The organism is Streptomyces sp. NBC_00386, from assembly GCF_036063235.1.
Lineage (GTDB): Bacteria > Actinomycetota > Actinomycetes > Streptomycetales > Streptomycetaceae > Streptomyces.
The window spans coordinates 9,357,585-9,374,884 of sequence record NZ_CP107950.1; the positions used below are offsets into that span (position 1 = coordinate 9,357,585).

Here is a 17,300-nt window from a genome sequence, read left to right on the forward strand (position 1 = left end):
GTTGCCACCGAGTTTCCACGGGTGCTTCACGGTCCCGGATCCCACGCCGCGCCGGATCTCGGCCCCGCGCCCGCCCGCCAACCGGGCGAGGCGGCGGGCGGAATGGCATGGTGCGAGGGCCTGAACAGGACGGCGGCCGGAGACTGGTGGCCCGGTGTCAGGTTTGAGCAGGAGAGCGCATGGACGACCGCAGCAGCGCGGGTTCCCAGGGATCGGTGACCGCCGTCACGGACGGGGGAGTCGCCAACCGGGCCGGGGTGCTGAGCACCGCCCTCGCCGGTGTACTGGCCTTCGCGCTCTCCTCCGGCTCCTGGCAGTGGTTCTCCACCTATCTCGGCGCCACCCTGCTCGCGCTGATCCTCGCCTGCACCCGGCCGCCGGTTCCCACACCCGGCGCGCGGTCCGCGTACGCGCGTAGCCTGACCGCCTACTCCCTGGTCGTCGGCCTGTGCGTGGCCCTCGCGGCGGCGCCCGCCATGCAGCGCTGGAAGTGGTTCTTCCCGATGCCGGGCACCCGCACGAAGTGTGCCCACCTGGGCGATTACGCGGCACTGCGGGCCCAGGCCGCCCTGCACGACCTGGCCGGTCAGGACGGGGCCGCGCTGGCCTATACCCAGGACGACCGGAGCCGGCACGTCGTGGACGACTGCCTGGCATCCACGACGACGCTCTGGCTGCCGGTGTACGCCCTGGCCGCCGCTGTCCTGGCCGCGCTCGGCACCTGGCTGCTGGGCCGGGCCGGCGCGAGACGGGCGACGGCCGGGAAGCTGTGAGCGGTCGCCACGAGCCGTCGGCCGTCGGCGTCACCGGTTGGCGGCGTGGCCGGGTGGTGGTCAGTTGGCCCAGGGCAGTGGTACGGCCCCGGTCTCCGTGTCGCCGAGGAGCGCCTCGACGAGTGGGAAGCCGTCGAGCACGTCGGCGGGGTCGGGACCCGGGACGATGTCGCGCTCGCCCGCCGGCGTGGCCCGGTGGTCCTCGCCGAGCGACATGCCGCTCGGCCCGAGCTCGTGCTCATACATGGAGTGGAGCACCCAGGCCGCGTCGGGCGACGCCGGCGGCATGAACCCGGTGAGTCCGTCGTCGGCGGTCAGATCCCGCAGCCAGTCGGTTTCCCGGGACTCGGCGAAGGGCCACCGCGCGGACGCCCGTGCGGCGGCTGTCCCGTGCATCCGCCCAACAACGCACCCGCGCCGAAGGCACACCCGAGAAGCCCCGGGAAGACCGTTCAGCCGCGCCGGACCACTTCCTCCGCGTCGCCCTCCTCGAATCCACGCGGCGCGGTCGGCGCGGCCCGTTCCGGCTCGGGGTGCGCCTGGCGCACACGCAGGTCGGCGACGGCCAGCAGCAGCGCGATCACGCTCATCCCGACGGCGGTGAGCAGCCCGAGCTGGATGGCCGTCACGGAGCGGCCGTGGTCGACCTGATGCGCGAAGTACACCGCCCCCACCACGGCGATCCCGGCCGCCGAGCCGATGCGCTGCCCCGTCTGGAGCACCCCGCCGGCCGCGCCGGCACGCTGAACGGGGACGCGGGTGAGGGTGAGTGTCGTGTTGGGGGAGACCGTGAGGCCCGAACCGATCCCGCCGACGACCATGGGCAGGGCCGTGGCCCATCCGACACTCTGCAACGGCACCAACTGCACCGCCACGACCACCCCGAGCAGCCCCACCACCACGGCGAGAAGGCCGAAGACGACCAGCTTGCGCCCGTGCCGCATCACCAGCCGGCCCCCGATGGCCGCGCCGACCGCGGACGCGGCCGCGAAGGGCAGCACCGAGACGCCCGCCGCCAGCGCGCTGTATCCGGCCGTGTTCTGCAGGAACAGGGAGTAGACGAAGAAGACGGTGGTGAAACCCGCGAAGTAGGTCAGGCTGATCAGGGAGCCGAGTGTGAAGGAACGCAAGGAGAACAGGTCCAGATCGACCAGCGGAGCCCGCCCCCGACGCTTCTGGCGCCGTTCCCACTCCCAGAACGCGAGCAGCAGCAGCGCGGCCACCGGCAGCAGGGCCCACTTCAGCCGCCCGGTCCACTGCTGCTCCTGAACCAGCGGCAGCATGAGCGCGAGCACGGCGGCGCCGAGGAGCAGCACGCCGAACGGGTCGAACTCCTCCCGCTTGCCCGTCGACGCCGGGAAGCGCGGCAGCAGCCGCAGTCCCGCGGCCAACGCGGCCACACCGATGGGCAGGTTGACGAAGAACACCCAGCGCCACCCGTCGTCGGTGCCCACGGAGTCGATCAGCACACCGCCCACCAGTGGGCCGGCCGCCGTCGAGATCCCGATGACACTGCCCAGCAGCCCGAACGCCTTGGCCCGCTCGGCGCCCTGGAACATCTGCTGGATCAGGCCTGAGGTCTGCGGGGCGACCATGCCTGCCGCCGCGCCCTGGATCAGCCGGAACAGCACGAGCCAGGAGGCACTGGGAGCCAGGCCGCACGCCCCCGAGGCGAGCGTGAACAGGGCCAGCCCCACCAGGAAGGACTGGCGCCGCCCCCGCATGTCGCCCAGCCGGCCCGCCGGGACGAGCACCAGCCCGAAGGTCAGGGCGTACCCGGAGACCACCCAGGACTGGGCGGCCTCCGAGGCGGCCAGCCCGTGCTCCATCGAGGGCAGTGCCACGTTCACGATCGAGGTGTCGAGGAGCGAGATGAAGCCCGCCGTCAGACAGACGGCGAGCGCCTTCCACCGCCGGTGGTCGGGGGTGGGCGGGGCTTGGAGGGTGGTCATGGGGTCACGCTAAGCAGCCGCCCCGCCCAACGCAGGGAAGGAGCCCTTCCGCGCGCGTCGTGGCCGCCGGGGCCGGTACGAGACACTCCGCGCCGCACCCCGTACCGTCGCCCTGCACGCCCTGCACGCCCTGCACGCCCTGCACGCCCTGCACGCCGTACCGCCCCCGAAGCGGATACTTCTCCCGCCCCTCGCCGTGAGTGCCGCGGCGCTCACGCGCTTCCGGCGCCTCTCACGTCAGGTGTGAGGGCGGCGGGCCGCCGCTACGGGACGTTCCAGGCGGCGATGAACGGCTGTTCGTCCTCGCCGGCCAGGAAGCTGAGCGTGCCTGGGTGCGGATGGCCGAGCAGGCGGCCGGCGGATGCGTCGAGGCCGAGCCAGCGCACGGCGAGCACGCGGGCCAGATGACCGTGGGCTACGACGGCCACGTCGCCGTCGTACAGCAGCGGCCGGATCCGGTCGAGCACCGCGTCCGTACGCGCGGCCACCTGCTGGATCCGCTCACCGGGATGGTCGCCGTCGCCGGGAACGACGCCGTCCCGCCACAGGTCCCAACCCGGCCTCCTCTCCCGGATCTGCGCCGCGGTCAGGCCTTCGTAGCCGCCGTAGTCCCACTCCAGGAGATCGGGATCGGACCGGACGCCCGTCAGGCCCGCCAGTTCGGCGGTCCGCGTGGCGCGGCTCAGCGGGCTGCTGAAGACGGCGGCCAGAGGGTGCCGGGCCAGCCTCGGGGCGAGTGCCTTCGCCGTGGTCTCGCCCACGTCGGTCAGCGGAACGTCGGTGCGGCCGGCGTGCCTGCCCGACAGGCTCCACTCGGTCTGACCGTGTCTGATCACTATCAGTTCACCCATGGCCGGGCACGCTATCGGAGCACGTGCGAGGACCGAGTGCTTCCGGTCATGGGAGCGCCACGTCCGTCACATCCGTAACATCCGTCACGTCAGGAAGAGGGCCGCCCCGTCCCGCCTGCTTCTCCGGGCCCGCAGAGCGAGCACGGCGAGCGCCGCGGCCAGCCAGCACGCACCGATCAGCGTCTCCCATCCGGCCAGTCCGGCGGTGTGCGCGCTCGCCGCGCCCGCCAGCACCTCCCGGACCGCCAGCAGTCCGTGGGTGAGGGGCAGCACGTGGCCGAACCCGGCGAGGACGGGGCCGACGGCGTCCGCCGGTACCTCCGGCCCGCAGACGATCAGCATCACCGTGAACGCCGCGTTGGACACGACGTTGCGCAGGTCGACGGCGGTCAGCACCAGGGACCCGAGGAAGAGGCCGAGGCAGTAACTCGTCACCGCGACGAGGACCAGCAGGGCGGCGAGCAGAGCCACCGACGCCACGCTCGGACGCAGTCCGGCCACCGGGCCGAGGATGAGCACGGCGCCCAGCCCGCAGGCCACCCCGTCCGGCAGCCAGAAGAGGCTCCGCCCGACCAGGACCAGTGCGGGGCTGCTGGGTGAGGCGACCAGCAGGGGAAGGGTGCCGTTCTGGAGCTCCCAGGTGGTGGAGGCGGTCGCGAACACGCCGTGCAGCGCGACGAGTGCCACCGCGTTGCCGATCAGGAGATAGCGGGCCTGCCCCGGCCCGAGCAGGTTGCCGATGGTGGCGAAGAAGAGGACCTGGGCGAGCATGCGGACGAACCAGCCGAGCAGCCAGGTCTTCCAGGTGAACACGGTGCCGTAGTCGGCGGCCCCGGCGCGTGCCGCCCAGCCCAGGACCCGCGTGCGGCGGCCCGTCCGGGTGTCGTCGGCGGTGCGGCTCAACGCAGTCCCACCGTCCCGTTCTCGCGGACGAGCCGTACGACCCTGCCGAGCAGGAGCCGTCCGCCGGCCCCGGTCAGGAGGCCGAGACCGAGGATGGCGCCGGTGCGCCACGGGACGGAGGTGACCGCGGCCGGGGCGAGTGCGTCGCGCAGCAGGTCGGAGCTCCAGGACAGATAGATGAGGCGGCCGACGGGGTGCGTCCACTCCGGCAGCCGGTCGAGGGGGGTGAACACCCCGCCGAGCAACAGAACGGGGTAACTCAGGGAGTTCTGGAAGGTGCGGGCCGTCCGGGTCGCGACGAACAGGGCCGCCATCAGCGTGGCGGTGCCCGCGGTGGCGACGGCGGTGGCCAGGAGCCCCACGGCGAAGACGCCGGGATGCGGTACGCGGGGAACGGCGCCGAAGCCGAGGATCGCGACAGCGGCGACCTCCCCCACCGTCAGCAGGCTGATCGCGGTGGTCACCCAGACCCGGCTGAGGACCACTCGGGCGAAGTCGACCGGTGCGGCGATCTGGAGCTCCAGCGTGCCGAGCCAGCGGTCGTTGTCCACGACCTCCCCGGAGATCAGCATGGCCATGCTCCACACCCCCATCAGTACGGGGGCGAGGAGGCCGTTGGCGAGGAGGTCGGGGCGCTCGTTGTGCCGGATCAGGAGCAGGAAGACCGCGGCGAGCAGCGGCGTACGCACCAGGTCGATGAGGTAGTCGCGGTGGGTGAGCACCAGGCGTCCCTGGAACCGGCCGGCGGCCGCGAGCAGGCTCACCGGTTCACCACGCTGCGCGTCTCGCCACGGTGCACGAGGTGCAGGTAGACCTCCTCGAGGCCGGGCAGTTCGGTGCGGACCTCGGTCACACCCCGCTCGACGACGAAGGCGAGCACGCGGCCCACGGCTTCCTTGTCCTCCACCGTGACGAGCGTGGTCCCGTCGTCGGCGGGTTCCGTGCCGAGGACCCCCGGGAGTGCGCGCACCAGGTCCAGCAGGGGTTCCTCGGCGCGGACACGGACACGTTCTCGGCGTGAGACGAGCCGGGCGAGGGTCCTGGGTGCCTCCGCGGCGACCACCCGTCCGTGGTTGATCATGGTGACGCGGTCGCAGAGCACTTCGGCCTCGGCCAGGTCGTGCGTGGCGAGCAGCACGGTGCGCCCCTCGCCGGCCAGCCGCCGGATCAGTTCGCGCAACTGCCGTGCGGCCAGCGGGTCCAGGCCGTTGGTCGGCTCGTCGAGCAGCAGGACGCGGGGGTCGCCGATGATGCCGCGAGCGAGGTGCAGACGCTGGCGCATGCCCACGGAGAAGGTCTCCACCCGGTCGTCGGCGCGGTCGGCGAGCCCGAGCTCGTCGAGCAGGGCGTCGGTACGAGCGATGCCGTCCCGGCTGGTCAGACCGTACAAAGCGGCCCAGTAACGCAGGTTCTGACGTGCGGTCAGGCGGGGGTAGAGTCCGCGCTCGCCGCCGAAGACGATGCCGAGCAGGGGCCGGATCCGACGGTGTTCGGTCGCCAGGTCGTGGCCGAGCACCCGGCCGGTTCCCGAGGTCGGCAGCAGTACCGTGGACAGGATCTTCATCAGGGTGCTCTTGCCCGCGCCGTTCGGCCCGAGCAGTCCGTGCACCTCGCCCTGCTCCACGCTGACCGACACGTCGTCGAGCGCGACGACCGCCGGGCCGCGCCGTGTGCGGTACTCCCGCCGCAACCCGCTTGTCTCGACGGCCGGTTCGCCGTTGCCCGGACGGGCACCGCTTCTCCCGCCGTTTCCGCTGTCCGTCATCGCGCTCCCGTTCGCGTCGGGGTCGTCGGACCTGTGTCCGCCGAGGGGCACAGGAGGATCACGTGCCGGGCTCCGCGGCGGCCCGCCCACCGGCGGCCGCCTCGTCGAGCCACTCCCGCCGGGCGGCGCCGGACACCAGCAGGAACGAGCCCAGCGGGGTCCGTGCGACGAGATGACGCCCCACGTCGTGCAGGCGCAGCCGGTCGGTCCGCTCGGCGTCCACAAATACGCCGAACAGCGGCAGCCCCGCGCCGAGCAGCCGCCGGGCGCCGATGCCGCGGTGGGCGAGGTCGGAGGCGAGTTCCGCGATACGGCCGCCCTCGCCCTCGATGCCCGACTGGGCGACCAGCGCGGGCGCGCGGACCGGGCTGCTCCAGCGTGCCGTCGCGCGGGCCGCCCGCAGCAGCCGGGCGCGTACCGCGGCCCTCCGGGTGTGCGGCAGCGTCACGGCGGGCCGCCAGCCCAGCCGGGCCATGGCGCGCAGGGCTTCCCGCCACTCCGGCCACAGACCGGTCCTGGCGAGGTCGGTACGCAACTGCCGTACGCCCGTGTCGTCGAGGTGCTGGAGCAGCAGCGCCAGGTCGAGCAGGTCACGGCTGCGGAAGGGGCGCTCCCAGCGCTCCGCCACCAGCGCGACAGCACAGGCGGCCAGGGCGGAGCGGGAGGGGCGGGTCAGCTGCCAGGCCGGGGCGTGCACCTCGGTCACGATCTCCGCGGTGAACAGGCCGACGGCGTAGAGGTCGGGGGACGGTTCGGGTGCCGGGCTGCGGAACTCGGCTCCCAGATGCAGGGGCACACCGTCGCCGGTTCTCGCGGGGCTGACGGTGAAGGCGGCCAGGTCCCAGCCGTTCGCGGTCAGGTGCCGGGCGCAGTTCCACAGGTCCTCGTGGCCGGGGCAGACGACGTCGAGATCGCCGGCGGCGCGGAGCACTCCCGGCGGGTAGAGGCCGGCGATCGTCATTCCCTTGAGCAGGGAGGCGCCGGGTGCCGCAGTCCGCAACCGTGACCAGATCCGGCGGTAGTGGTCGACGCGTTCCCGGTGCAGGCGCAGTTCGGCCCTCTCCGCCTCGGTGAGCGTCCGGCCGTCCTCGGCCCACAGGCTCAGCAGCGTCGCGGCGAGTTTGTGGCGGCTGTCGCGGGCGGTTCGTAACACGGCCTCTCGCGTCGCCATGGGCCCCGCGTCGAGGAGGGCGAGGACGGTCGCGGCGGACACCGTCACGTCCGTCGCCGTTTCGGTCGGTGCGTCTGTCAACGCCGGCTCCGCCCCGGTGCGCGAAGGTGGACGGGGCCCCTGGTCCGGGGGACTCCGTGGTGGCCGAGGAAGAATGCGATCAGGACCGCTGGAGGGCGAACAGGCCCGGATCCGGATCCCGATCGCATTCGACGGTTGACTACTTGCCCGGCTTCGGGCGGACCTTGACCTGCTTGAAGGCGACACTCATGGGACCCTCCTTGATGTGGTCGGTCATGGAAAGTAGCCTCAGCGTATTGCCCTCGAATGGTGCATGACAATGATGCAACTTGCTTTGCATACAGCTGACTTGGTGTGCCGCGCGGGTGCTCGATCGAGCCCGGCGGACGAAGGGAATTCCGGAGGAGCATGACGGTCCACGCGTGGTTGATGGCTCCCCTCACGCATGATCCGGAAAGGCGCCGCACCTATCCCGACGACGTCTATTTCCGGGAAATGGCGGCTTTGCTGGACGGCTGGGAACCGGACAGGGCCGACCGGGCACTGTTGCTGTCGACGTTCGTGATGTTCAAGCCGGACGCCGTCGTCGGCCGCCGTGTCGAACCCGCGCTCGCCTTCCTGGCCGGACACGGATTCGAGCCCCTCGGTGCCCTGACCGTGCGGGTCGACGCGCGGGTGTGCCGGGAACTGTGGCGCTACCAGATCAACGCGGCGCCGCTGGCGGTCATCCGGGCCGTGGACATGATTCTCGAGTCCGGACCGCCCTGTGTCTTCGTCGCGCTCCGCGACACCCGGGGACCCGGGCGCACCGGGACGACCGCGGCGGAACGGCTCGCCGAGCTGAAGGGGTCGTCCAAGAACCGCTCGGCGGACGGCGGTTCACTGCGCGGGGCGCTCGGTTGCGAGCTGATGTGCCTCAACTTCGTGCACGCTCCCGACGATCCGGCCGACCTGATCCGCGAGGTGGGCGTCCTGCTGCCCGGACGGCGGGCGGAGGCGCTGTCCCTGCTGGCCGCCGAGGTGTCGCCGCGCGGCGCAGCCGAACCGGCAGCCGTGGCCCGCGAGTTGTACGCAGCCCATCCGGCCCACACCCTCACCCGGCCCGCGTCCTCAGGTGCCTCCTTCCGTCCCGCGCCTTCGGGCATGTCGGACCGCCCGGCCGACCCCCGGTCGCTGCTGGCGCGGGTGGAGGAGCTCGCCGCGGACGAGGACGGGTTTCCGCTGTGGGACCGGATCGTGATCGCCGCGGAGATGGTGGAGGGCCTGCCATCCGAAGGCCGGCCGCTGATCGGGCCGCCTCCGGGCACGCGCCCCACCCATCCCCGTACGGTCCGCACCGCCGGACCCCCGGCCGCCGCCGCGGCGGACCGCTGAAGGCACCGGTCCCGCCCGACCGGGGAAGCCCCCACTCACCAGGAGGAAGGCACCCATGGCCGACGTCGACGTCGAACTGCACGGTCCCGCGAACGGGGAGGGACCGCCACGCCGGTACGGGCCGGCCGCCCGGGTCGCCGTGCTCTCCGATGTGCACGCCAACATCCCCGCCTTCGAGGCGGTGCTCGCCGAACCGGACGTCGCCACGGCCGACTTCGTCGTCCTGTGCGGCGATCTGACGTGGGGGCCGCAGCCACAGGAGACGTACGAACGGATCGTCGCGCTGGGCGAACGCGCCCTGTGCGTACGCGGCAACGCCGACCGCTACGCCGCACAGATCGGCACCGCCGCGCGGACCGCCGACACCCCGCGTCAGGCGTGGATCGCCGCACAGCACTCGCCCGAGGCCATCGCCTTTCTCGACCGTCTCCCGTTCGGGGCCGTCGTCGAGATCGACGGACTCGGACCCGTGCACTTCTGTCACGGTTCACCGCGCAGTGACCACGAGCTGGTCACGCCGGGGACACCGCCGGAGCGGTTCGCGGAACTGTCCGCGGCCATCGACGCGCGGGTTCTGGTCACCGGACACTCGCACCTCCAGTTCGACCGCGCCGTGGCGGGTCTGCGCAGCGTGAACCCGGGCAGCGTCGGGCTGCCGTACCACACGGGTGCCCCGGGCACCGCCTACTGGGCGCTGCTGGGCCCCGATGTCCGGCTCAGGACCACTCGCTACGACGTGGAGGACGCCGTCGCACGTGCCCGCCGCGTCGCCGACCCGGACGCGGACCGCTACGCGGACACCCTGTCGAACGCGCCCGATCCGGAAAAGATCGTCGTGGAGGCGGAGAAGCTGATCTTCGTCAATTGACGGTGTGTCTTGATCGCCGGGGGGAATCGGTGACCGCGGTCGACGGAATTTATTGTTCCGTCAAATACGGGAAACAATATATGAGTTGAGGGTTGATTTACGGCGCGACGTTGACATTCGCGGCCGCGATGTGCTGACCTGTGCATGCAAAATTGGCAAGTTGTTTGGCACGTTTCTCTGGCACCGTTCCCGGCAGGAGGAATCCATGCAAACAGCTCCACTTCCCATCGCGAAATTCCCCACCGAGGTGACGCGGACGTCGACCCCGGCGCCCGTGATGCTGCTGCCCCGCCTGGTCGAGCGCATGATCACGGACCGGCAGGCCGCGCACATCGTCAAGTTCCGCACCACCTGCACCGACTGCGTGCCGAACTTCTGAGCACCCAGTCGCGCGTCGGCGGACAGTCGACAGCGTCCGCCGACCTGCGCGTGGTCACCGAAGTCGTCGCGCGCAACCTGAGCGCCGCAGCCAAGGGGCTGTGTGTCCTGGCGGTCGACGGCCTGTCGCTCGAAGTGGCCGAGTCCGCGTTCCGCCACGCGAACATCCGGCCACTGCGCTCCACCTTCCCGAGCACGTCGACGACGGCCTGGCTCACCGCGGTCACCGGCACCGGCCCCGGTGTCCACGGCGCCGTCGGCATGGTCCACCGCGCGCCCGGAGCCGACTGCGTCACCCATCTCGTCACCGGGGAGACCTACGCCTTCGGCTCGCCCCGCACGCCCGGAAACGCGCTGCCGCACCCGGGACCGACCCTCTTCGACCGCGCGGCCGAGTCGGGCCGGCCCGCCCTCGCGATCGGCGCGGAACTGGAGCGGCTGACCGGTCCGTGGGTGAACGCGTTGCTGCACGGCGCCCGGATCGTGCCCTCACCGGCCGCCGTCGCGCCCCTGACCACCGATCCCGTGAGCGTGGCCGAACGGACCGTCCGCGAGGTCGAGGCCGTCCTCGCGCACGCCTTCGACACCCCGCCCCTGATATGGGCGTACGTGAACCTCGACGACCACATCCACCGGTCCGGCTACGACACCCGGCTGCGCGAGGCACTGCTCCTGCTCGACACGGCGGCCGCCCGCTGGGCCGACGCCGACTGGAGCGTCCTCGCCCACGCCGACCACGGCCAGGTGGAGGTGACCCCCAGCCAGAGTCTCGCCGAAGCATGGGCGCGCCTCGACGCCCCCGCCCACTGCCGCATGCCCGGCGGCGGCGCCGGCCGCGTCCGCTGGCTCCATCCGCTCCCCGGGCGCGAGGAAACCGTGGCCGCCGCGCTGCGCGACACCCTGGGGGACCATGCCCTCGTCCTCACCCCGGACGAGCTCCACGCACGGGGACTGCTGTCCGTCACACCCGTCGTCCGCGCGCGCATCGGCGAGGTGGTCGCGCTGGCCACCTCCCCGCACTTTCCCGTCCCCGACCCCAGTGCCGCCTGGGAGCACGGATCCCTCTCCGACGGCGAGACGCTGGTACCGCTGGCCGCCTGGAACCCCGCACCACAACCCGCCCTGCCCTGATCACCCGGAACCTCACGACACGATGGGAGAACCCGTGAGCACGGTCGTGTTCCGCAACAAGACCGGTGGTTCGGAGACCCTGCACGCGACACCGGGACAGCGTCTCCTGGACGTGCTGCGCCTCCACGGAATCCCGGCGAACGCCGTGCTCGCCCATCGCGACGGGGAGGTGATCCCCGAGTCGACGGCCGTCGTCGGCACCGACGACGTCATCGAGGTGCGCCAGGTGCGCCACTACGACCTCGACGTGCTGCGCCGGCCCAAGGAGTACGTCTACGCCGCGCCGGACCCCGTCTACACCAAATCCGTTCTCTTCGACCACGGCGGCACTCTGGAGCGGCGCACCGAACAGTTCACCGCGGAGACCTTCGTGATGTACGTGGAGGAGACGTTCGTCCAGAGCGTCGCCGCCGGTGCCACCATGCGGGCGGGGGACCGGGTCGTCATCGGGCTGTCCGGCGGACGTGACAGCGTCGCCTACCTCAAGCTCCTCGAACGCACCCGCGGCCGGTGGCCCGAGGTCGACATGACCGCGGTGACCATCACCGGGCTGCCCGACTGGGACGAGCCCGCCACCTTCCGCACCGCCCTGGACGCCTGCGCGGGACTCGGCCTGGACCATGTGATCGTCACCGCCGACGACGTGGCCGAACTGTTCAAGCTGCGCGAACCCTTCGTCGACGTCATGAACAAGGTCGTCGCCGGCGAACACCGCAACATGAACATGGTCATAGGCCACCAGGTACTGCGCCGCATGCTCGAACAGGAAGCCGAACGCAGAGGTGCCCCGGTCGTCGCGTTCGGCTTCAACGCCGACGACCTGGTGGCCAGCATGGTCACCTGGTTCACCACCGGCTACCGCATGGGTGGCATCCCGGTCCGTGAACTCGGCTCCCTGCGCTACGTGTTCCCGCTGTACCGCATCACCAAGAAGGAGCTCACCCTCTACCTGGAGCTCGTCGCACCCGGCCTCAACCGGCAGGGGGCACCGGGCCGGTTCACCACCGGCTCCGACGAACGCTCCCTCGCCTACGCCGTGGCCGACCACCTCTACGACCTGTGGCCGGGCATCGACTACTACCTCTTCAACGCCTTCGAGAACGTCCAGCGCACACTGCTGCCCCTGATCGACGACCTGTGCCGCGTCTGCGGCGGACGGTATGTGCTTCAGGAGGGCGTGGCCAACCCCGCGGGTCTGTGCGACGTGTGCGGATTCCTGCACCGGCAGGAGGCGTTGCGGGCGGACGCGGTATGAGCGATGCCCGCCGCCGGAACGGTCCTCCCTGGTATCTCACCTTCTTCGGGGAGGACTTCTGGGCCGTCGCGGACCACGAGTACACGCCCGAACGCACGGCGGCGGAGACCGACTACCTCGCCGCCGTCCTCGACGCCTCGGCCCCCGGCCGCCGCGTCCTCGACCTGGGCTGCGGCACCGGCCGCCACGCCGTCGCCCTCGCCGCAAGGGAGTTCAGCGTCACCGGGGCCGACGCCGGGGGCTGGGCGCTGGAGCGTGCCGAGGCCGCCGCGAAGGCGGCGGGCGTCCGGGCCGACTGGCTGCGGCTCGATCTGCTGCGCGAACTGCCCTGGCCCATGGGTGAGTTCGACGCCGTCGTCTGCGTCCAGTCGTTCGGCTGGGGGAGTGACGCCCAGCAACTGAGACTGCTCCAGGAAGTCCGCCGGGTGCTCGTCCCGGGCGGACTGCTGATCCTCGACCACTCCAACGTGCTGGCCATCGCCGGAAACTACGTGCCGGAAGCCACCTTCGAGACCGAGGGACTGCGCGCCTACTTCCGCCGTGCCTACCGTGTGGCCTCCGGCCGCAGCACCGGCGAGATCGAGGTACGGCGGGGCGACGCGGAGCCGGTGGTCATCCACGACGACGTCCGGATGTACCAGCCGGCCGAGGTGCACGACCTGCTGACCCGCGCCGGCTTCACCGTCGAGCGCGTCGACGCGGACTTCGCCGTCGGCCGGGAGCCCGCCCCGACGACGCGCTACGTCCAGTTCGTCGCCCGGAGTCGGGCGACTGCCGCGGCGGCGATCACCGCGTGGAAGGGAAAGCGGGAGGAGACGCGGGAGGAGACCCGCCCGTCCACGCTGGACCTGCGCTGGTCGCCGGACGAGATCGAGTTCGTACGACCGTGGGTCGACGCCGCCTTCCGGAGCGCGTACGACGACGACGGCGGCCTCGCCGAACTCTCGCGCGCCTACCCCCTGTCCGACCCCTACTCCGCGGACCTGGCCGCACCCGTGCTGTCCGGGCACTTCGGGCTGGACCTCGCACCCGGCACGGTGACCGCCGGGGCGGGTGCCACCGGTCTGCTGCACGCGTGTGCGGCGCTGGCCCTGCCCGGACCCGTACTGCATCTGGCCGGTGGCCACCCGGACCTGCCGCGCTGGGCCGCCCGCCTCGGCGCCAGGACGATCACCACCCGGTTCGAGGACCTGACCGCCGACCTCGACCGGCACACCCCCTCGGTCCTCGTACTGGACCGGCCCACGATCACCGGAGACCTCTTCGGAAGGGAGCGGCTGGCGGAGATCGCCGAGGCCGCCCGCGCGTGCGGCACGACCGTCGTCCTCGACGAGGCGTACGCCGTCTACGCCGGGCCCGGCGCGAGCTGTGTCCCGGCGGTCGCCGAGTACCCCAACCTGATCGTCCTGCGCAGCATGTCGAAGGGGTACTGCTGCGGCGGGCTCCGGGTCGGATTCGCCTTCGCCGCACCCGAGTCGACACAGCGGCTGCGGGAGATCGCACCGCCCCTCGGAGCCGGGGGCGCGGGTCTGGCCGTCGCTCTCCGTCTCCTTGCGCAGGGTGACGTCTTCGGCGCGCTGCGGACCAGGATCGCCGAGGTGAAGCCGGTCGTGGCCAGGACGCTGCGGCGGACAGGCCTCAAGGTCACCGAAGGGGCCGACTGTCTGCCGTGGGTGACGGTCGAGGGGGAGCGGGACGCGAACCCGGTGTGGGAGAGGCACGGGGTACGGGTGAAGGAGATCGGTGCGGGCGAGGCCGGGTTCGGCGGGAGGCCGGGTGAGGTCGCCGGCTTCGGCCGTCGTGACAGCTCGCTGTACAAGATCGCCGTACCTCTCTCCGGAGCCCGTCTGACCGCCTTCCACGACGCGTTCGCCGATGCCGGGTAGTCTCACCGACCTCGTCGCCGGGATCCATCACGGCATCGACGCCGACGAGGCGATGTGCTGGGTCGCCCGGCTCACCGAATGGGACCGCTACCAGGGGTCGAGGGGCATCGCCGCCGCGGCCGACTTCGTGGCGGGCGAGGCCGAACGCGCCGGGCTTGCCGGGGTGGAGATCCTGAGCTTCCCCGCCGACGGCCGTACCTCGTGGTGGACATTCACCGCGCCCTCCTCATGGACCCCTAGCTCCGCGCGACTGTCGCTTCCCGGCCTGACCGCACTGGTCGACTATCCGGCCCAGCCGTACACCCTCGCCGCCCACTCGGCCGCCACGCACGGTGAAGCCCCACTCGTGCACGCGCAGGACCACCGGTGGCCGCCGGGCGCGGTGGTCCTGGTTCCGTCGGTGGCGGGCCTCGACGGGAAGCTGTTCGCCCGGATGCGGGTCGAGCGGGCGAGCGGTTTCTGCGTGAGGACCGGCTCCGACCGGTCGGACGGGGCGGGCCGCGTCGAACTGCCGGGCGGCAGCGCCCTGTTCGGGTTCAGCGTGGTGCCCGGTCAGATGGACGCACTCCTGCGTGCCTACCGCCGGGGCGAACATGCCCGTGTGGACGTCGACGTCGACACCGCCCCCGCGCGGATGCCGGTGGTCGTCGCCCGCACCCCGGTGGGATCCGGCGCCGCGCCGTCGTCGCCCGACGCCTGCCTGATCACCGCCCACCTGTGTCACCCCGCACCCGGCGCCAACGACAACGCCTCCGGAGTCGCGGCCGCCCTCGCGGCCGGGCGGGTCCTGGCGGCCCGGCGCCTGCGCCGTCCCGTCCGGTTCCTCTGGGCACCCGAGTTCGTGGGGCTCGCCGCCTACGTCCACCGGCTCGTGGAGGAGGGCCGGGGACCGCTGCCCACGATGGCGGTCGATCTCGACATGGTCGGCCAGGACCAGCGGCGCTGCGGGGGCCCGCTGATCGTCGAACACAGCCCGGAGTACCTGCCCCACTTCGCGAGCGCCCTGGTCGAGGCCTGTGTCCGGGCCCTGCCACCGGCCGCGCACTCCTACAGCGGGGCCGTCGGCTGTGACGTGTGGGCGTGGCGTACGACCCCGTTCGTCGGAGCCTCCGACCACGCGGTCCTCGCCGACCGCGCCATCGGCTGTCCAGCCGTCCAACTGGGCCACTGGCCCGACCGGTTCAACCACTCCGGCGCCGACACCCTCGACAAGGTCGACCCGCAGGAACTGCGCCGATCCGCCGCGATCGCCGCGTCCGCCGCCGCCGTCGTCGCGACAGCCGGTGCCCAGGAAGCCGACCGGCTCGCCCACCTCCTCACCCGCTGGACGGCACGTCGGATGACCGCCTGCCTGCCGCCCGACGACGACCCGCTCGCCCCCGATCTGCTGAGCCGCCGTTGGCGGTACGGGCGGGACGCACTGGACACCCTGCGGCCGCTGGGCGCCGGCCGAGGCGTCCTCGAACGGCAGGCGGACCTCCTGGCCGATCTGCACCACACCCTGTCGAAAGCCTGGGGCGAGGTTCCTGCGGCAGCCCGTGGTGGCCCGAGCCTGCACAGGTCATGGCCGGGCCCCTTCAACCTCCGTGCCCTGACGGGAGCCGTGGACGAGACCGACCGGCAGTGGTTCCAGCGTCGGCTCGCCGACGACCGGGGCCGGTTCTACGCCTCCGCGATGGCCCTGGCGCAGAGCGTCGACGGAGTGTCCGGCACGGCGGATGTGGTCCGGACCGCCCAGCTCGACGCGGGAATCCGGTGGGAGCCGGGCTTCGGAGAACGATTCCTGGCCGCGATGGCCGGAGCGGGCTGGGTGAAGGAGAAGGACGGAGACGCGTCAGAGGGAGGGGAACCGAGTTGAGCACGCGGCGGATCACGGTCGATGTCACCGACCGCATCGATGACGTCGACATCGTCCAGTGGGAACAGGTGGCCACGGAGAGCATCGCGTCCGTCCACTACATCCCCGCGTATCTGCGCGCCTATCAGACAAGCCCGTTGAGCCCGTTCCTCGCGGCCCGCTATGTGACGGTGACCGAAGCGGGACGCATGCTTGCCGTGCTGCCGTGCTATCTCCAGAAGCAGGGTGACCCGTACGGCTTCCTGCGCGCCGTCGGCATCGAGGGGGCGGACGGCCCGGCGCTCCTCGGGCACAACTGGTACTGCTACGACACCCGCGTACCCGTACGCGCGACCGGCCCCGGACAACGGGCGCGCGTTCTCGGAACCGTGCTGGACGTTCTACGGGACCTGGCGGTCGCCGACGGTGCCCGGACCGCGGGACTCGTGAGTGTCCCCGAGCGGGACCCGGTCCTCGACGTCGCGCGGGACAAGGGGTGGCAGGTGGCACCGATCGTCACCCGGTTCCAACTCCCGCTGCACAGTGGGGCGGGGGGCGCCTTCGACTCGTACGACTCCTATCTCGCGACCCTCGGAGCCCGCACCCGGCGCACGATCCGCCAGTATCTGCGGCGCGCGGCGGACGCGGGCGTCACCACCGCCGTCGAGGCACCGCGCCCCGACTTCCTCCGCACGGTGGGCGACCTCACCCGGCGCACGGCAGCCAAGTACGGCAGCGCGGGCATGTATCCCGAGAGCGCCTTCACCGACTTCGTCCTGGCCCTGGGCGACAACGCCCGTGTGGTCCGCGTCGACCGAGGCGAGCAGACTCTGGCCGCCGCGGTCGTCCTCCTCGACGAGGAGCGCCTGCACATGTGGGCGGGCGGCACCAGCCACGCCACCCTCGACGGGTTCAGCCCCAACTACCTTCTGTGGGCCGCGGAGATCCGTACGGCCATTGAGTGGCGCAAGAGCTGGGTGGAGGGCGGCCGCAGCAACGCGCCCATGAAGACCCGCCACGGCATGAGACCGCTACGCCTGTTCGCCTGCGTCGCCCCGTCCGGGGGCTGACCGGTGGCCACAGCGTCGGTGTCAAAGGGCTTGCGTAGGACCGCCCGGCGGCCGTGTGACCGCTC

Annotated in this window: 16 protein-coding genes; 9 read left to right on the forward strand and 7 right to left on the reverse strand. The window is 72.2% G+C overall.

The genetic code is table 11. The features are described 5' to 3' along the window. The first annotated feature begins 179 nt into the window (after positions 1–179). Complete coding sequence (locus tag OG780_RS40945; protein ID WP_328456990.1) at positions 180–773, forward strand: hypothetical protein; 594 nt, start codon at positions 180–182, stop codon at positions 771–773. A 60-nt stretch (positions 774–833) separates the two neighbouring features. Here OG780_RS40945 and OG780_RS40950 read toward each other — a convergent pair whose 3' ends face one another. The 7 genes from OG780_RS40950 to OG780_RS40980 all read right to left on the reverse strand — a co-directional run bounded on the left by OG780_RS40950 (position 834) and on the right by OG780_RS40980 (position 7,496). Then, positions 834–1,169, reverse strand: coding sequence for a hypothetical protein (locus OG780_RS40950; RefSeq protein ID WP_328456992.1), 336 nt, complete (start codon positions 1,167–1,169; stop codon positions 834–836). A gap of 56 nt (positions 1,170–1,225) precedes the next feature. Beyond that, a complete protein-coding gene (locus OG780_RS40955; RefSeq protein WP_328456994.1) occupies positions 1,226–2,725 on the reverse strand; it encodes an MFS transporter in 1,500 nt (499 codons plus the stop codon). A gap of 263 nt (positions 2,726–2,988) precedes the next feature. Next, the gene (locus OG780_RS40960) at positions 2,989–3,576 is read right to left on the reverse strand and encodes a histidine phosphatase family protein (RefSeq protein WP_328456996.1); all 588 of its coding nucleotides are present in this window, start codon (positions 3,574–3,576) and stop codon (positions 2,989–2,991) included. A gap of 84 nt (positions 3,577–3,660) precedes the next feature. Further along, on the reverse strand, positions 3,661–4,479 hold the full coding sequence (locus tag OG780_RS40965; RefSeq protein WP_328456998.1) for an ABC transporter permease: 819 nt from the start codon (positions 4,477–4,479) through the stop codon (positions 3,661–3,663). Continuing rightward, complete coding sequence (locus OG780_RS40970; RefSeq protein WP_328457000.1) at positions 4,476–5,243, reverse strand: ABC transporter permease; 768 nt, start codon at positions 5,241–5,243, stop codon at positions 4,476–4,478. Before OG780_RS40970 ends, OG780_RS40965 begins: the two co-directional genes overlap by 4 nt. Next, complete coding sequence (locus OG780_RS40975; RefSeq protein WP_328457002.1) at positions 5,240–6,244, reverse strand: ABC transporter ATP-binding protein; 1,005 nt, start codon at positions 6,242–6,244, stop codon at positions 5,240–5,242. Before OG780_RS40975 ends, OG780_RS40970 begins: the two co-directional genes overlap by 4 nt. A gap of 58 nt (positions 6,245–6,302) precedes the next feature. Continuing rightward, positions 6,303–7,496 carry a nucleotidyltransferase family protein gene (locus tag OG780_RS40980; RefSeq protein ID WP_328457004.1) on the reverse strand — a complete coding sequence of 398 codons (1,194 nt, stop codon included), beginning with the start codon at positions 7,494–7,496 and terminating at the stop codon, positions 6,303–6,305. Positions 7,497–7,844: 348 nt separating this feature from the next. Here OG780_RS40980 and OG780_RS40985 point away from each other — a divergent pair, with 348 nt between their 5' ends. The 8 genes from OG780_RS40985 (at position 7,845) to OG780_RS41020 (ending at position 17,235) form a co-directional block, all read left to right on the forward strand. Further along, positions 7,845–8,810, forward strand: a complete 966-nt coding sequence (locus OG780_RS40985) for a nucleoside-diphosphate kinase (protein WP_328457006.1) — start codon at positions 7,845–7,847, stop codon at positions 8,808–8,810. Between the two features lie 55 nt (positions 8,811–8,865). After that, on the forward strand, positions 8,866–9,678 hold the full coding sequence (locus tag OG780_RS40990) for a metallophosphoesterase family protein (protein ID WP_328457008.1): 813 nt from the start codon (positions 8,866–8,868) through the stop codon (positions 9,676–9,678). Positions 9,679–9,883: 205 nt separating this feature from the next. Next, the gene (locus OG780_RS40995) at positions 9,884–10,057 is read left to right on the forward strand and encodes a hypothetical protein (protein ID WP_328457010.1); all 174 of its coding nucleotides are present in this window, start codon (positions 9,884–9,886) and stop codon (positions 10,055–10,057) included. Between the two features lie 50 nt (positions 10,058–10,107). Beyond that, the gene (locus OG780_RS41000) at positions 10,108–11,187 is read left to right on the forward strand and encodes an alkaline phosphatase family protein (protein WP_328457012.1); all 1,080 of its coding nucleotides are present in this window, start codon (positions 10,108–10,110) and stop codon (positions 11,185–11,187) included. Between the two features lie 34 nt (positions 11,188–11,221). Next, a complete protein-coding gene (locus OG780_RS41005) occupies positions 11,222–12,442 on the forward strand; it encodes a hypothetical protein (RefSeq protein ID WP_328457014.1) in 1,221 nt (406 codons plus the stop codon). Next, positions 12,439–14,328: an aminotransferase class I/II-fold pyridoxal phosphate-dependent enzyme gene (locus tag OG780_RS41010; protein ID WP_328457016.1), complete on the forward strand. Its 1,890-nt coding sequence runs from the start codon at positions 12,439–12,441 to the stop codon at positions 14,326–14,328. The genes OG780_RS41005 and OG780_RS41010 overlap by 4 nt, the downstream gene beginning before the upstream one ends. Then, positions 14,318–16,186: a DUF4910 domain-containing protein gene (locus OG780_RS41015; protein ID WP_328457018.1), complete on the forward strand. Its 1,869-nt coding sequence runs from the start codon at positions 14,318–14,320 to the stop codon at positions 16,184–16,186. The genes OG780_RS41010 and OG780_RS41015 overlap by 11 nt, the downstream gene beginning before the upstream one ends. Next, positions 16,183–17,235 (forward strand): GNAT family N-acetyltransferase, encoded by a 1,053-nt coding sequence (locus tag OG780_RS41020; RefSeq protein ID WP_328457020.1) that lies wholly within the window; start codon positions 16,183–16,185, stop codon positions 17,233–17,235. The genes OG780_RS41015 and OG780_RS41020 overlap by 4 nt, the downstream gene beginning before the upstream one ends. Positions 17,236–17,300: the final 65 nt, after the last annotated feature.

Coding starts and splice junctions, on each gene's coding strand:
- OG780_RS40945 (WP_328456990.1), top strand. CDS start 180: ATGGACGACCGCAGCAGCGCGGGTTCCCAGGGATCGGTGACCGCCGTC.
- OG780_RS40950 (WP_328456992.1), bottom strand. CDS start 1,169: ATGCACGGGACAGCCGCCGCACGGGCGTCCGCGCGGTGGCCCTTCGCC.
- OG780_RS40955 (WP_328456994.1), bottom strand. CDS start 2,725: ATGACCACCCTCCAAGCCCCGCCCACCCCCGACCACCGGCGGTGGAAG.
- OG780_RS40960 (WP_328456996.1), bottom strand. CDS start 3,576: ATGGGTGAACTGATAGTGATCAGACACGGTCAGACCGAGTGGAGCCTG.
- OG780_RS40975 (WP_328457002.1), bottom strand. CDS start 6,244: ATGACGGACAGCGGAAACGGCGGGAGAAGCGGTGCCCGTCCGGGCAAC.
- OG780_RS40985 (WP_328457006.1), top strand. CDS start 7,845: ATGACGGTCCACGCGTGGTTGATGGCTCCCCTCACGCATGATCCGGAA.
- OG780_RS40990 (WP_328457008.1), top strand. CDS start 8,866: ATGGCCGACGTCGACGTCGAACTGCACGGTCCCGCGAACGGGGAGGGA.
- OG780_RS40995 (WP_328457010.1), top strand. CDS start 9,884: ATGCAAACAGCTCCACTTCCCATCGCGAAATTCCCCACCGAGGTGACG.
- OG780_RS41010 (WP_328457016.1), top strand. CDS start 12,439: ATGAGCGATGCCCGCCGCCGGAACGGTCCTCCCTGGTATCTCACCTTC.
- OG780_RS41015 (WP_328457018.1), top strand. CDS start 14,318: ATGCCGGGTAGTCTCACCGACCTCGTCGCCGGGATCCATCACGGCATC.